11 protein-coding genes are annotated in these 15,864 nt (G+C 33.5%); 7 read left to right on the forward strand and 4 right to left on the reverse strand.

The window, feature by feature from the left end; genetic code table 11:
• Nucleotides 1–389: 389 nt before the first annotated feature.
• The 3 genes from NZ698_RS19520 to NZ698_RS08275 all read right to left on the reverse strand — a co-directional run bounded on the left by NZ698_RS19520 (nt 390) and on the right by NZ698_RS08275 (nt 6,283).
• A complete protein-coding gene (locus NZ698_RS19520) occupies nt 390–3,791 on the reverse strand; it encodes a T9SS type A sorting domain-containing protein (protein ID WP_263002636.1) in 3,402 nt (1,133 codons plus the stop codon).
• Between the two features lie 345 nt (nt 3,792–4,136).
• A complete protein-coding gene (locus NZ698_RS08270; RefSeq protein WP_263002637.1) occupies nt 4,137–5,276 on the reverse strand; it encodes an EpsG family protein in 1,140 nt (379 codons plus the stop codon).
• Complete coding sequence (locus NZ698_RS08275; protein WP_263002638.1) at nt 5,273–6,283, reverse strand: hypothetical protein; 1,011 nt, start codon at nt 6,281–6,283, stop codon at nt 5,273–5,275. The genes NZ698_RS08270 and NZ698_RS08275 overlap by 4 nt, the downstream gene beginning before the upstream one ends.
• A gap of 195 nt (nt 6,284–6,478) precedes the next feature.
• Between NZ698_RS08275 and NZ698_RS08280 the strand changes: the two genes are divergently transcribed.
• From NZ698_RS08280 to NZ698_RS08310, 7 genes are all read left to right on the forward strand, one after another.
• Nucleotides 6,479–10,132: an MMPL family transporter gene (locus tag NZ698_RS08280; RefSeq protein WP_263002639.1), complete on the forward strand. Its 3,654-nt coding sequence runs from the start codon at nt 6,479–6,481 to the stop codon at nt 10,130–10,132.
• A 42-nt stretch (nt 10,133–10,174) separates the two neighbouring features.
• Entirely contained in the window at nt 10,175–11,089 is a 915-nt protein-coding gene (locus NZ698_RS08285) for a dialkylrecorsinol condensing enzyme DarA (RefSeq protein WP_263002640.1), read from the forward strand.
• 1 nt (nt 11,090) lies between these two features.
• The gene (darB, locus tag NZ698_RS08290) at nt 11,091–12,230 is read left to right on the forward strand and encodes a dialkylresorcinol biosynthesis protein DarB (protein WP_263002641.1); all 1,140 of its coding nucleotides are present in this window, start codon (nt 11,091–11,093) and stop codon (nt 12,228–12,230) included.
• Nucleotides 12,230–12,661, forward strand: a complete 432-nt coding sequence (locus NZ698_RS08295) for a hotdog family protein (RefSeq protein ID WP_263002642.1) — start codon at nt 12,230–12,232, stop codon at nt 12,659–12,661. Before darB ends, NZ698_RS08295 begins: the two co-directional genes overlap by 1 nt.
• A 146-nt stretch (nt 12,662–12,807) precedes the next feature.
• The gene (locus NZ698_RS08300) at nt 12,808–13,251 is read left to right on the forward strand and encodes a hotdog family protein (protein WP_263002643.1); all 444 of its coding nucleotides are present in this window, start codon (nt 12,808–12,810) and stop codon (nt 13,249–13,251) included.
• Nucleotides 13,252–13,471: 220 nt separating this feature from the next.
• A complete protein-coding gene (locus NZ698_RS08305; protein WP_263002644.1) occupies nt 13,472–13,741 on the forward strand; it encodes a hypothetical protein in 270 nt (89 codons plus the stop codon).
• A gap of 50 nt (nt 13,742–13,791) precedes the next feature.
• Nucleotides 13,792–14,316: a GNAT family N-acetyltransferase gene (locus NZ698_RS08310; protein ID WP_263002645.1), complete on the forward strand. Its 525-nt coding sequence runs from the start codon at nt 13,792–13,794 to the stop codon at nt 14,314–14,316.
• Nucleotides 14,317–14,376: 60 nt separating this feature from the next.
• On the opposite strand, the gene NZ698_RS08315 is transcribed toward NZ698_RS08310, so the two are convergent.
• Nucleotides 14,377–15,750 (reverse strand): phosphatase PAP2 family protein, encoded by a 1,374-nt coding sequence (locus NZ698_RS08315; protein WP_263002646.1) that lies wholly within the window; start codon nt 15,748–15,750, stop codon nt 14,377–14,379.
• Nucleotides 15,751–15,864: the final 114 nt, after the last annotated feature.

Below are 15,864 nucleotides of genomic sequence, written 5' to 3' on the forward strand. Positions count from 1 at the left end.
ATTATATGAATTTTTACAACGTTATTTTATTGTAATAATTATCAAGGTAAAAAGTGAATTTATTACAATATATATTTTAAAAAGGTCATTTCTGACAAAATATTAAATGCTGATTTACATTTAAAAGTAAATAAAATTTTATAAGAAAATATCTTTGTATTGCTGATTACTAATCAATTTAGTTCTCATTTATATTATTGAAATAAATGATTAAATCTAAAAATCCATACTATAATAGATTTTATCTTTAGGAGTGTTTTACATTTTAGATAAGGTATGAGTTCTTGCTACTCATAATACTTGTAATTATTTTAATTTGATAAAAAAAAGAAACAAAATAGATCAACTATTTGTTTCATTTTATGATTTTTATATTTTCATTGAATACTTTATCTTTTAATGATTTTCACAACGGTCTCAGAATTATTTACTCTAATCAGATAAACTCCTGAAACCAATGAAGAAACATCTGTCTGAGTATTTTCAAACTTGCCAGATTTCACCAATTGACCGGAAGCATTGTAAATCTGATAGTAATAATCTTTTACGTCATTGGCTCTTACATACAATACATCCTTCACAGGATTGGGGAACAATGTAATTTTGTTTTCTTTTGCAATCTGAGAAATCTCTTTTTCTGTAAAAACGTTTGAAGCTTTTACAGTCGCACCCGGCGTTACAGGAATTGCAGGAATAGGACCTGCCTCGTTCCCGTTCTGGTCATATTTTACTTTTACACAACGGCAATTCATTCCAAAATAAGGATCATTATTATCATGAAAAGCAATCAACGCATTTGAAGATGCGTTAAAAAGCAGATTGATTGGTCTTCCAAGATAATTTGAATTTAAAGCAGCCGTCCAAACTCCCGGATATTGAAAATTATTTACATCAAATGTTCCCTGCGCAGTTTGATTAGATATTACACTTCTAAATCCACGAGATCCCGAATTTGGATAATTTCCAATAGAATAACTTGCATCATTAAATGTATATCCGATGGTTGAAGCAGTTGAATTCTGAACTCTTACTCCTGTAAAATCATTAATAATACTGTAGCCGGTTGCTACCTTTTTATCTTTTTTATACCACGGCGAAATTCCATAATCCCGGTTTGTGATAATTGCTACCCCTGTAAGATCTGGAATTCTCCAACCTTCCGGACAAGGATCAAAGGGAGATTTTTTACCACCTCTTCCCCATCTGTCTGCTGCAACGTTTGGCTCATTGATCAACCAGTCTGTTCCATTTGTATAATTAGGAACGACTGAATTGTATGGGGCAAAACTGCTGGGAATCATGTAAACCAGTGGATTTTTAACAGAATAAGATAATACTTTAGCTATTTTTTCTGACGTTTTATCTGTAGTTAAAACATTTGCATTAGAACCATTCGTGTAAGTATCGTACGGAATGATGTAAGATCCCGACAAATTATTATAAACAGCTGGAGTCAATGTAGTATAAGCAACCGCGCCGTTTGTATTTACATTTCCTAAAAATATATCGTATGGTGCACGATTGTCTGCAAACTGAAATGACGGAATAGGATCTTTTCTTCCCCATTGATATTGTAAACCTGTAGAAGCTCTGATTTTTTCGTATTCTGCAACGGTAGGCGAAAGAGGATTTGCAATCACAGGAAACGCATCAGTTGCTCCCAGATTTCTATCCATAAATTCGGTTTTTAAAATATCACCTCGAGAAGTATAATTTATGTAATTTGAGGCAGCCGCGTTCGGTATTTCGGTTGCATAATTATATGATCCTACTGCTGTATCTGTCACCCAAACATGCCATGACCAATACACAGGATTTGAAATACTTCCGTTATGCAAAGTTATTACTGCATTCCCGCTCTGATTGGGGTTCAAGGCTACAACAATTTTAGAATTAGCAAGTCCAGAAACCGAACCTGGAGAAGGATTTGTTACCGTAACGGCATTAATTAAACCTGTATTAGTAGACCATAAAACATTCGCTTTAAGATCGCTGAAGTTAGCAGGATTTAAAATATCAGGATTATTCAGAAGCTGACTCTGAACTGAGAAAGCTTTTGTAACGGGAATTTCAAGTGTGGAAGATGTTGCAGATTTTACGATTTGATATGTATTTGGATTGTTTAGACCTTCAACATATTCCGTATTTGCATTTAAATATTGTGTTGGGAAATCATATCCGTTAACTACATATAAAGGATCTTTAATACATCTGCAACCGTTTGCATCTGAAGTTTCGGCAGTTGAGGTCGGTTTATACCAATACCTTCCTTTAATTGTAGGATTTGCGGCATCTGGTGTATCATTCTGGTATCTGTCGGGAACCATAAATAAAGCTCTTGCACTTATCGCAGGAGTTGTGTCAAAAAATCGTGTCAAAGTGGCCGTCCATAAAGCTACATGATGCTGATCTGTATATTGTCCTCCTTGCGCATCAATTGCAATCAAGCCTGTTCCTGGAAAAACTCCCATATTGTAGCCTCCTGCATTTGACAGATCAAAACCAACATTTTGATATAATTTAAAACCAGTCATAAATGCAGGAACATTGGTGTCATTTGGTTTAATAATATGATATCCGTTGGATTCGAAAGCACTTTTACCTAAAGTTGTCTGTACTCCGAAAGGCGAATAATCAATTCTGATATCGTCAATATAAGAACCTGAAGCTAAATTTGGCACCAACATCGAAGGAATTCTCCACCCATTCGGACACGGATCAAAAGGCGATTTATTACGATATGGTGCATTACTGCTAAAAAAATTGTAATTCGTTGGTAATAATCCTTTTGAATTATCCGACCAAAGATTCAGTTCGGTTAATTTACTGTCAGCAACACCTGGAGATCTTCCAAACCAGTTGACCATCAGGTTCGGATTGTTATTATAGTAAGCCAGTCCTGAATTGTCATCTTTATTCACATAAATTAAACTCAGCGGATTTTTTACTGAAAGCTGAAGATTATTATCTAAAGTTGCATTTGAAAGCAGTACAAATTTTCTCAAAACATCAAAATTGACTGCATTGGTAAAATTTTTAGCGCCTCTATGTCTTACTCTTCCGATTGACCCTGAAACTTCATAAAAATCATCACCTTTCATGACTAATGGTGGAATAGGATCTTTTCTTCCCCATTGATAAAGAAGTCCACCACTTCTGTTCCATTCTCCGCCTGTGTTGGTATTGGTAATGGCTCCCAAATTTCTGTCCATCCATTTCCAGTCGGCATCAGGAATATTTTCTATTACACCATTACTTCTCTCTCTTCTAACACCTGCAAAACTCTTATAGGTTGACCCATTGGTCGGATCATCTGTCACCCAAATATGCCAAGACCAGAAAATCTCACCATTAAGCCTGAAAGCCACAACAGCATTCCCTTTTTTAGCTTTATTGATCATGACTTTAATTTTCCCGCTCTCTCCGGAATCTACTACTTCAAGGCTATAATTAGATCCGGACTTAATAAGACCCGGAACATCTTCCCAAAGAACATCCGCGCTTACTTTACCTTTTATCGCTCCTGCACTTGCCAGATATTTGTAACTGCGCCACATTTCATAAGCTTTTTTTACAGGAATATACAATCCTTCGCCATTTTGCGCAGGGTCAAAAATATAACTGTTGGGTGCTTTTGTCCAGTCGAGAACCGGAGCTGCTGTTCGTGATTGTTCAGATGCTGATTCGTTTGCAGAGATTTTAACTAAAGTATCTTTTTTTGTGAAGCTGTAAATTCCTTCTTTAGTTTTAATAAAATCTTTCTCTCTTTCTAAATTGTTTTTAGAATACACATTTAAAGAAACTAAGCAAAATATTGCTATTAGATTCTTACACATTTTACTTTTCATATTTATACAAATGATGCTTTCAAACAGTTTTCAAATTTTAAACCAAACCAAACAATAATTGATTTATTTTAAATATAACTAAAATATAAAATAGTTATATTGACAAATAATTAAACCTTGTTCAATTTTAACAAAAAATTCATTTTATTGATTTGCGACAAAAGTACAATATTCTAAGAATAATATTCTATGCGTAAAGTCAATTTTTCTTAATATTTAAAAAAAATTAAAAGTGAATGGAAAAGAAAGATTTTTGATATAAAAAAACCTAAAAATTGTGACTAAAATTTAAGGTAAAATGTAATTTTTGTAGAGATCAATTGTGAATCTACCACCGATAATGTTTTTAAAACTTGCAAAAACAATAAAATTAAAAAGTACGAGAGCAATAATGAAAGTATAAATCCCTCTTTTTGTATTTGACGAAACCACATACATTGCATTTGGAATAATGATATATGAAAAGCCAATAAAAGCTCCTGCCATTCTTGATGAAAAAATAGGATTGTTCCGGAAGATGAAATACATACAAATACCCAACACAGCATAAACTTTGTGGTACTCGTAATACGGATATTTCTCCATCATTTTATCATCGAATACAAAAAGAAAGAATGTAAGGATCATCATCATTGCTTCTGGTATACCAAAACCCCCGTTTAACCTTTGAACGGATTCATCCATATAACCATTAAAACCTTCTACCAGCATACTCTCCGAAGCCATATTGGTTAAGAAATCACCGAAAATCCTGTAAACCTCGAATGGAGAAGCAAAAATTGATGAAATAATTAAAATCAACATCATCATTCTGTTCATCGGAAAACGTACCAACCAGTACATCGGTATAAAAAGATAACAGACATTATGTATCCCGGACGCAATAAACATCCAAAAAAGATATAGAAGAAGTTTACGTTCTTTGATAAAACGTATTGCAAAATAGACAATAAAAGTTCCTAAGTTTTGCCTGATCTGCCCACTTTCCCCAATAAAAAAGTTTGGAATAAACATAAATAATGTAAAAGTAAACGGATAAAAAGTGTTATCATCAGTATACTCCACTTTGAAGAAAATCGCAAATATGGCAATTACAAGCGTGAGAACATAATAAGGCGCATTAAAAACATTCAGTAAAACTTTATTGATCAAAGCATACAGCCATTCGAGATCAACATTTTCCGAACCTTCTAAATGAAGCGCTTTCAAAAAAATATTTATATACTCCTTCGTCCCGGAATAGATATAAATCATTTTATAACTTCCGTAATCCGGACCTACATTATCACGAAGTCCTGCAATGATTACTAAATAAATTGCAAGAAACCAAAACCATTTTTTTTCTACTTTATTACCAAAAACCTCTTGTATGCTAAAAAAAAGCATATATATCATGGCAAATATATAATAAGGATGTAATAAACTCATGGCTTGATGATAAGGTTTTTGAAATCATGACTAGCCACAATAGCTCCCGTAAGTATAAGAGGTAAAAAAAGCCTGACCTCCCAAAAAAGCCCAACTAGAGTAATCATGAAAAGATATGGCAACGAAAAAAATAAATACTTTTTAAAAACCATTCTGCTTTCATCATTTTCACATAGTTTAAACATAAAGTAAAGTGCAATTACAGAAAAAACAAATCCCGCAAGATTAAATGGGCTTGTAAAATTCTGAATTATATAAAATCCCTCAACGAAGGTAGTTTCATCATGATTTAGTACAACTCTTAATCCCATATAAGGAAGCAAAAACGCCAAAATCAAAGGTATTACCTTCCAAATAAACTTAAGATTCTTTCGCTTCAACTCATAGATATTAAAAAAAACCGCTGCAAAAAAAGCAATATTAAGACACGCTGTTTCTCGTACAAACGTTGAGGCAGCAACTAAAATAACCAATCCGTAAAAGAATATTTCTTTTTTTGAATGAATATATTTCAGCGTTAGCAAAACTCCGGTGAGATAGCAACACAAAGCGATCATATCACAATTGGAAGGAGTATATTGGGTTATAATAATAAAAAACATTAGCAAAAGATGGATTAATCTTTTTACATTAACATTTGCAATCAAAGAAACCGGAATAAATTTTATAATCACATTTAATATGACAGCATTTAAAATCAGAAAAAAAAGATTCATCAGAAAAAGACCATGATAAAAAGGTGTCCCGTTTTTGAGAATAAGATTTTTAAAAGAAGAAAGATGATTACTCATCATATATTCCATAAAATCTGTCATATAAACACTAAGCTGATTGGGAATCACCCTGTAAGAATATACGGACGAAAATAGAAAATCAGGAGGTCTTTCTGATGTTTTAAATCTCGTATAGGAAGATTCGAACCCATAATAAGACATTGCAAACAACAAAATCGGAAGTATTACTATAAACAGAAATCCGTTTAATTTTTCATCAAAATTTCTCAACATACTTGGTTGTTTCCCGATTAAGAATGATTTTGTGTTTAAAAAATATTGGTCAGCATCAAGGGAACTTTTGCAAAAGTAAAAGATTTTTTCATTTTAAATAGAATATTTTATTGATTTTCAGCGAAAACTTATCACAAATGTTTTAAAACTACTTAATAAAAAAATTAAATTTGCAAACTTGATTTTCTGAAACTCATGCATCGCTTTTTCATCTTTTTATACTATCTGATTGCCAAAAACAGAGTTTTATCTATTGCTGTAGCTTTGGGTTTAGCAACAATGTGTCTATTTTTTGCCTCTAAAATCAATTTTGAAGAAGATATCAATCAAATTATTCCGAAAAGCGAAAAATCTGATCTGACTGCGAAAGTTCTCAAACAACTTAATTTTTCAGACAAAATTATTGTCATCATCGAAAAAAAATCGAAAGACGACAATTTCCAGTTATCTGAAACAGCTGATCAATTTTTGGAAAAAACAAAACCTTTACAGAAATATATTGGCTCAATTCAGGGAAAAGTAAATGATAATGAGATTTCAGAAACGTTTGATTTTGTCAATCAGAATCTCCCTTTGTTTTTAGACGAAAACGATTACAAAGAAATTGAAAGAAAACTACAAAAAGACAGCATTGCCAAACAGGTTGAGAACAATTATGTATCTCTGGTCTCACCAACGAGCTTGGTAACGAAAGATTTCATTAAAAAAGACCCTTTGGGAATTACTTTTCTTGGAATTAAAAAACTGAATGCTTTAAACATCAGCAAAGATTTTAAACTCGAAGACAATTACGTCGTGACCAAAGACGGAAAAAACCTTCTGCTTTTCATTGAACCGAAAAACAAAAGCAACGACACCAAAAACAATGAAGCTTTTGTCAATCGACTCAATGAAATAAAAGACAACATCAACAAAGAATTCAAAGGTAAAACCGAACTGAGCTATTTTGGCTCACCAGTAATTGCGGTTGCAAACGCTCAGCAAATCAAGAAAGACATTCAAAATACGGTCATTATTTCGATGACGGTTTTATTGATTTTGCTGATGTACTATTTCAGGAATTTTTTCACCCCGATTATCGTTTTTCTGCCGACTTTATTCTCTGTTTTACTAGCATTGATGGTTTTGTATTTTATTAAAGATAAGATTTCAGCCATTTCACTAAGCGTAGGTGCAATTTTAATTGGAATCACAATTGACTATGCCCTTCACATTCTCACGCATTACAAACACAATAACAATATTGAGGAGCTTTACAAAGAAATCACCCAACCGATTATCCTGAGTAGTGCAACCACGGCGGTTTCATTTTTATGTCTGGTTTTTGTGCGTTCTGAAGCGTTGAAAGATCTGGGACTTTTTGCCTCAATTACGGTTTTGTTTTCTTCGGTTTCGGCATTGATCATCGTTCCGCAATTGTATCATCCAAAAGAGAAATCAGGTAAAGTAAGCACCAACTTCATTGACAAAATCGGGCATTATCCTTACGAGAAAAATAAACCTTTGATTATTGGCTGCTCTTTGATCATCATTGCATGTTTGTTTGGTTTCAGACACGTTGGTTTTAATGAAGATATTGGCGATTTGAATTACATTCCGAAAGATTTAAAAATAAGTGAAGCCAAGCTTGAAAAATTGTCAGACATTACTTCAAAATCAATTTACACGATTTCTTACGGAAATTCTGAAGAAGAAGCTTTAGCAAGAAATTCAGACTTGAGCCAGTTTTTGGAAAAAGAAAAAAAAGAAGGCAAAATTTTAAGCTATAATTCGCTTGGGAATGTTGTTTTATCTAAAGAAGACCAGCAAAAAAAAGTAGCAATCTGGCAAAATTTCTGGAACGAGAATAAGAAGAACTCCACAATTTCCGAATTGGTTTCGAATGGGAACAAATTCGGTTTCAACAGTTCGGCTTTTGACCAGTTCAATGAAAATTTAAATAAAACCTACTCCACTTTAAGTCTCAAAGATTACGAAAAAATAAAAGCGCTTCAAATCTCAGAATTTCTGAGTCAGGAAAATGGTTTTTACACCGTTTCGAATGTGGTAAAAGTAGATGAAAAGAAAAGAGATGCTTTCATCAAAGACGTTGAAAAAAAGCACGACGCTATTGCCATCGACCGTCAACAGATGAACGAGAACTTTTTAGGTTTGCTGAAAAGAGATTTCAACACGCTCATCAATTATTCATTACTGGCAATTCTTTTAACAATCATTGTCTTCTTCAGAAATTTTGAATTAACAATGCTTACAATGTTTCCGATTATCTTGACTGGAGTTGTTACGGCGGGAATTTTATATTTCTTAGGATTAGAATTAAATATTTTCAGCACAGTTGTTTGTACGTTGGTTTTCGGAGTTGGTGACGATTTCAGTATTTTCCTGACACAGGCCATGCAAAAAGAACATACAACCGGGAAAAACGAACTTCCAACATACCGAATTTCAATTATTCTGGCGGTTTTCACAACAATTCTCTCTATCGGTTCTTTAATTTTCGCAAAACATCCGGCTTTACATTCATTAGCTTTAGTCGCTTTGATCGGAATGCTTTCGGTAATCATTATTACCTCAACTTTATATCCGTTTTGGTTTAGATTTTTAATTATTAACAGAACTAAAAAAGGACTTTCTCCAATTACTTTCAGATTGTTTTTACATTCTGTGATTCTCTTTATTTATTATGGTTTGGGTGGATTAATATTTTCGGTAATTGGAAGTATTTTCGTAAAAAATTCAAAAGGAAAAACGTTAGAGATTATTAAATTGATTTTAGCTAAATTTTTAACGTCTGTATTGTACGGAAATCCTTTTGTGAAAAAGAAAGTGATCACCAATCCCAACGAAGATTTTAGTAAACCTGCAATTATTATTGCCAATCACACTTCGTTTCTTGATACTTTGGCGATTGCGATGGCAACCCACAAAATTGTGTATCTCGTGAATGATTGGGTTTATGATTCTCCTGTTTTCGGTAAACTGGTAAAAGCTTTGGGATTTTATCCGGTTTCTCAAGGTATCGAAAATGGAAAAGAAAAGTTAAAGGAAAAAATCGACCAGGGATATTCATTAGTCGTTTTCCCTGAAGCAGAAAGATCTTACACGAATGACGTGAAACGTTTTCATAAAGGTGCTTTTTACTTAGCCGAAGAATTTGGTTTAGACATTTTACCATTATACATACACGGAAATTCTGAAGTTTTGCCTAAAGGTGATTTCATTATTTACGATGGCGATATTATCGTAAAAGTTGGCGAAAGAATTAGCAAAAATGATTTGTCATTTGGAACGACTTATAAAGAGCGTGCTAAAAACATCAATTATTATTTCAGAAATGAATTTTCTAAGCTTAGAAATGAGATTGAAGACGAAAATTATTTTAAAAAGAAATTATTTTTAACTTATCTCTACAAGGAAACCGAAGTTGTAAAAGAAGTTAAGCAGGATTTTAATAAAAACAAATCGGTTTATTTTGAACTGAATCAGCATATTCCAAAAGATGCAAATATCCTGCATATCGCAGATGATTTTGGACAGAAAGACATTCTTCTGACGCTCCAACAAGCCGGAAGAAGAGTTTTCAGTTTTATTAAAAGTGAAGAGAAAAGACAGATCGCAGAAAATAATTATATCGTTAAAACAAGAAAGATAAATTACATCAAAAACACCTCTGAAATCACCAAAGACATTGATTTTCTTTTGGTCTCTGATGCTAAATTTAATATAAAAGAAATCCCCCAACTTCCGAAAACTGTTATTTTTGTGAACACAGAAAATATTGTTTTTACAAACTCTTCATTTAACTTAGTGTTCACTTCTGAATCAATAAGAGTATTCAGACACGAATAATAAATTTTAAAAGCATATTTTTGTAATCCATAAAGAATATTAATGCAGAAAAACGTACTTGTTCTCTATTATACACAGACGGGTCAGCTGGAGGATATTATGAAAAATATTGCCCAGCCGTTTGAAGATAAAAAAGACGAATATTTAGTCACTTACTACAACATTCAGCTGAAAGAGGATTTTCCTTTCCCTTGGTCGAGTGATGTTTTTTTCAATACTTTTCCAGAATCTTATTTGCAGATTCCGAGCGAGATTCTTCCGCCACCGGAAAATGTGCTAAACAAAAAATATGACCTCATCCTTTTCGGATATCAGGTTTGGTATCTGACTCCGTCAATCCCTATTATTTCTTTTCTGAAAAGCAGTTATGCTGAAGGTTTATTAAAAGACACTCCAATTGTTACGGTTTCAGGTACCCGAAATATGTGGATGCTTTCTCAGGAAAAATTAAAAGTATATTTAAAAAATCTGAACGCCAAATTAGTTGGAAATATTGCTTTGGTAGACAGACACGATAATTACACCAGTGTTTTAACGATTCTGCGTTGGTTAACAACCGGACAAAAAGAAAAGTCGGGATTGCTTCCTGCCGCAGGAGTTTCTGATGAAGAAATCAATGGAGCGGGTAAATACGGAAAGATTATTGAAAATCATTTTGAAAACAATGATTTTGCAAATCTTCAGCCTGATTTGGTGAAAAACGGAGCCGTAGAAATCAGACCTTTTTTGGTACGGGTAGAGAAAGTAGGCAATAAAATCTTTACGGTATGGAGTAATCTGATTATGAAGAAAAAAGAAAAACGCCCATTGCTGATAAAATTCTTTAAGGTATATTTGATGGCAGCAATTTGGATCATTTCACCAATTGTGTTGGTTTTTCATATATTATTAGCACCCCTTTTGTGGTCTAAAAGACAGAAACAAAAAGAATATTTACAAGGAATTAATTTAAAATAGAATGCACGACGTATTTATAACAAAAGCTTCAACATACTTGCCGAATGAGCCGGTTTCGAATGACGAAATGGAAAGCTATCTTGGCTTAGTAAATAATACACCTTCTAAAGCGAGAGCTTTAATTCTAAGGAACAATAAAATCAAAACAAGATATTACGCTTTAGATAAAAACGGAAAATCTACGCATACCAACGCTCAGATCACAGCAAAAGCTATTGAAGGACTGTTTGATGAGAATTTTAAAAAAGAAGATATGGAACTACTGTCTTGCGGAACAACTTCTGCAGATCAGATCCAGCCTTCTCACGCATCAATGGTACATGGCGAACTGAATATCGGAAAGTCTGTAGAGATCAATACCTCAACAGGACTCTGTAATTCAGGAATGAATGCATTGAACTATGGTTTCTTAAACATCAAAGCAGGGATCAAAGAAAATGCAGTCTGTGTAGGTTCTGAAAGAATGTCTGCATGGATGACCGCAGATAAATTCAATCACGAAGCTGAAAACCTCAAACTTCTGGAAGAAAGACCAATCGTAGCTTTTAAAAGAGAATTTTTAAGATGGATGCTTTCTGACGGAGCCGGAGCATTTTTACTGGAAACCAAACCAAGAGAAAATGAAGTTTCTTTAAAAATAGACTGGATCGATTTTTATTCTTACGCTCACGAAATTGAAGCCTGTATGTATTCGGGTTGTGAAAAGCAGGAAGACGGAAGCTTAAAATCATGGGCAGAATATCCTGCTGAAGAATGGTTGAATCAATCTATTTTTGCTTTAAAACAAGATACTAAAATTTTAGATAAATACATTTTGGTAAAGGGAGCAGAAAGTCTGAGATCATCTTTCGACAAACATCAGCTTGATCCTGAAACTGTTGACCATGTTTTGGCACATATTTCTTCCGGATATTTCAAAGAAGGTCTGAAAGAAGAATTTGCAAATGTAGGACTTGATTTCCCTTGGGAAAAATGGTTTTATAATCTTTCGGAAGTCGGAAACATCGGAGCAGGATCTATATTTATTGCAGTTGAGCAGCTTATGAATTCAGGAAAACTGAAAAAGGGAGAAAAAATTCTTCTTTGTGTTCCGGAAAGTGGAAGATTCGCTTATTCTTGTGCTTTACTAACGGTTTGCTAATGGAATTTACATTACCCAATTCTGATCAGAGTTTTGTAGAGAGCCTGATTCCGCAAAAATTTCCTTTTGTGATGGTAGGTGAAGTTTCAGAATATTCTGAAAGCCATGTAATCTCAGGATTCACGATCAAAGAAGACAATATATTTGTACATGAAGGAATTTTTCAAGCTTCGGGATTGATCGAACATCAGGCTCAAAGTGTAGCTCTTCATACCGGTTATAAGTATTTTCTTTTAGGGAAAGATGCTCCAACAGGTTACATTGGTGCCATTAAATCTTTTGAAGCAAATGCTTTACCAAAAGTTGGTGATCAATTGATAACTGAAGCTACCATATTAAATGAAATGTTGGGCGTAACTTTAGTGGAAATTATCACTAAAATAAATGACACCGTAATTGCAAAATCGCAAATGAAAACTGTTGTAAAATAAATTAAAAACAATTCGTCAGTTCGAGTAAAATTCTGCAAGAATTTACATTGAGAACTTTAGCAAATAAACTTTTCAATATGATTTTTTTAAAATCTACCCGAAGTGACGAAATGTATAATTAAAGTTTTTTTTAGAAGAAAATTTAAATGGAGTTAAAAGAAGAAAACATCATCAACATTCACCATTTTTTACCTCATCGTGAACCGATGTTGATGGCAGATTATATTCTTGAGCTTACTCCGGAGAAGGTGATTACTTCTTTTGAAATTACTTCAGACAATATCTTCGTTCAGAACGATCAATTTGTAGAAGCTGGTCTTATCGAACATTCTGCGCAAACCTCATCCTCCATTCTCGGGCAAAGTTTTTTCGCAAATCCTGAGTCAAATACTAAAGTCATCGGTTTTATCACCAATATCAAAAAGATTGAGATTTTCGCTTTACCGAAAGTTGGCGATAAAATCATCTCTAAAGCTTCCTTGATTTCTCAATACGAAAACATCTGCCAAATTTTCTGCGAAACTTTTTTGGATGATGAATTGTTGATTCGGACGGAGATTAGTCTATTTATTCAGGAATTGAAATCGTAAACAATTTTTTGTTTTAAAATATATAAGCTGACTTTTTGAGTTGGCTTTTTTGTTAAGCTATACTTCTACCTTATTACACCGTCGATCTTGAAAAAATCGTATCGAAAATTTTTGATAGGTTGTTTTTTGTTCACGGATTCTTGATACATTTTTCTTCGAAAATACTCGAATTGACGCAGCGACTAGATAATTTAAGTTTATATTTGATCAAAATAAAGTTATGAGCGTTAAAGTAAGATTTTATTCCTACGATATAGAATTTGAGTTTGAAAACTCTGTAGAATTTCCTGTTGCACCTGCAATTGGAGATGAGGTGAATCTGATTTCATTTTTTAAATATAAAACTTCTGAAAGATTAGAATACGTCAACAACATGGAAGATCTTTATCTTTATGAAAATGCTTTGGTGACTGAACGTACCTGGTGCAAAGACATAGATAAAGATGAGGTTTATTTATTGGTTCATTTAAAGTATAAAAGGAGAAAGTAATTCGTACAAATACAATTAATTATTCTTTACAAAATTATAAAGAAAACCCAATGAAAACCCCACCCTATTCTACTTTCCCTACACTCTCAAACGAAAAAATATTGCTTAGAAGTATCAGATCTGCAGATATGAATGATCTTTTGGAAATATCTTATTACGATGCAGTAAAGGCGACAACAGTAGAGACAGCAATTGAAATGCAAGATAAAATAGACCAAGATTATATTAATGGAAATTCTATTCATTGGGGAATTGCAGATAAGATTACCAATCAGATTCTAGGAACTTGTGGTTATTATCAAGGATTTGAAAATGAAGGTGGAGAATTGGGTTGCGTTCTACTTTCTCACTCAAAAGGAAAGGGTTATATGACACAAGCATTATCATTAGCAAGCGATTTTGGAATTAAGGAAATGGGGCTTAAACGAATTTGGGCAATAACAGATCGAGATAATCATCCGGCTGTTAAACTTTTAGAAAGACTTAATTTTAAAAAAATCAGTAATCCCAAACTTCAAGATCATGAGGTTGAGTTTGAATTGATGAGCGTCAATCTTATGAAAGCGAGTGTTTAGTAGTTTTAAATACAACCGAAAACAAACAAAGCTATCCATCACTGAGCAACTTTTATTTATTTAAAAATATGCTGATAATTTAAGTCCTATCGACACATAATTAATTTTCTCTTTTGCATAATCATCATTAAGATCATCACTTAGATCGTCATCATTTTGTAGAATTTCATTAAAATGATACGTGATTGTTGATTGAGTCTGATTATAATCTGCGTATAAAGTGATACCCAATTCAGGATTAAATTTATAAGTTAAAGCAGCTCCACTATTCCATCGGAAACTGCTGGATGGTTTGTATTCTGCGACCTGAAATTCGTTATTCGGCAAATCGAAAAGCTCGCTTTTAACAATTACTTTTCCACTTGCGGGTGAAGAATATCCGGCGGTGGCTTTTAATGTTAATTGCAGTTTTTCTGAAAATTCATGAGAATAATAAGGTCCGATTCCAAAATTGAGAAACCCCAGAGATTCTGTCGTCACATCAAAATTTCCCAATTCTTCATCAAGCGGAAATTCCACCGGCTTTACAGGGAAGCTGCTGAAACTGAAATCTCCGCCGATTCCCCAATTTTTAGAGAAAAAATAAGCGCCTTCAATTCCTGTTTCAAAACCGACTTCTTTTTTATCGCTCAACTCAGATTCTTTCAGAAAATTCGTCGTCGAGAGAGCGGTTCCCAATTTTAATGAAAGAAAAGACGGGTTTCCGTTTCCTTCAATACCAGCCAACATTCCTAAGTTATCACCTTTATTTTTATAAATTTTATCAATAAAAAAATATCCTAATTCTGTAGAAATAATCCCGATCCCCGCTCCCGCGAGAACGTCTGAGATCCAATGTCGATTATTTAAATTTCTCCCTAATCCTGTAATTGCAGCCGCGCTATAACCTCCGATACTGTACGCAGAATTGACCAAACCGTATTCTTTATGCAGGAAACTTGCATTAGTAAATGCCATAGAGGTATGACCTGAAGGGAATGAGTTTTTGCTGGATCCGTCGGGACGTTCAACTTTTGCAGTGTATTTTAACGAATTTACAAGAAGCCCCATGATTCCTATACTTGCAGCGTAAGAAAGTGTAGCTCTTCCGATATTATTCCGACCTTTTACTCCTGCCAGTTTCAATCCGTAAACTGCAGCAGTCGGCGCATATTGAAGATAATTATCATATCCTACTTTGAAAGTGGGAATATATCGGTTTCTGATCTCCCGAATATTTTTTCTCTCACCCCATGTTGCAGCTGAAGCTGTGAAAAACAGAACCGGAGCCGTAGACTTCTTCACCCATTCTCTCCGGAAAAATGATGTCTGCAAATTAGCTTTTGCTTCCTGAACTGATGATTGAGAATTTGTATCTAGAGAAAGGCTGTCTTGCGCTTTGCAAAATGATGAAGATACGACACATATCAAAAAACCAAATAATCTGTTTCTCATGGTTGAATAATTTTAAATTTTGCGTCAATAATGCACAAACAATATGTATGCAATAACAATAATCAGATTTTTGAATGAAAAATTAGATTTCTATGCAATTCAATCTTAATTTTA

The organism is Chryseobacterium edaphi, assembly GCF_025628985.1.
Taxonomy (GTDB): domain Bacteria; phylum Bacteroidota; class Bacteroidia; order Flavobacteriales; family Weeksellaceae; genus Chryseobacterium; species Chryseobacterium edaphi.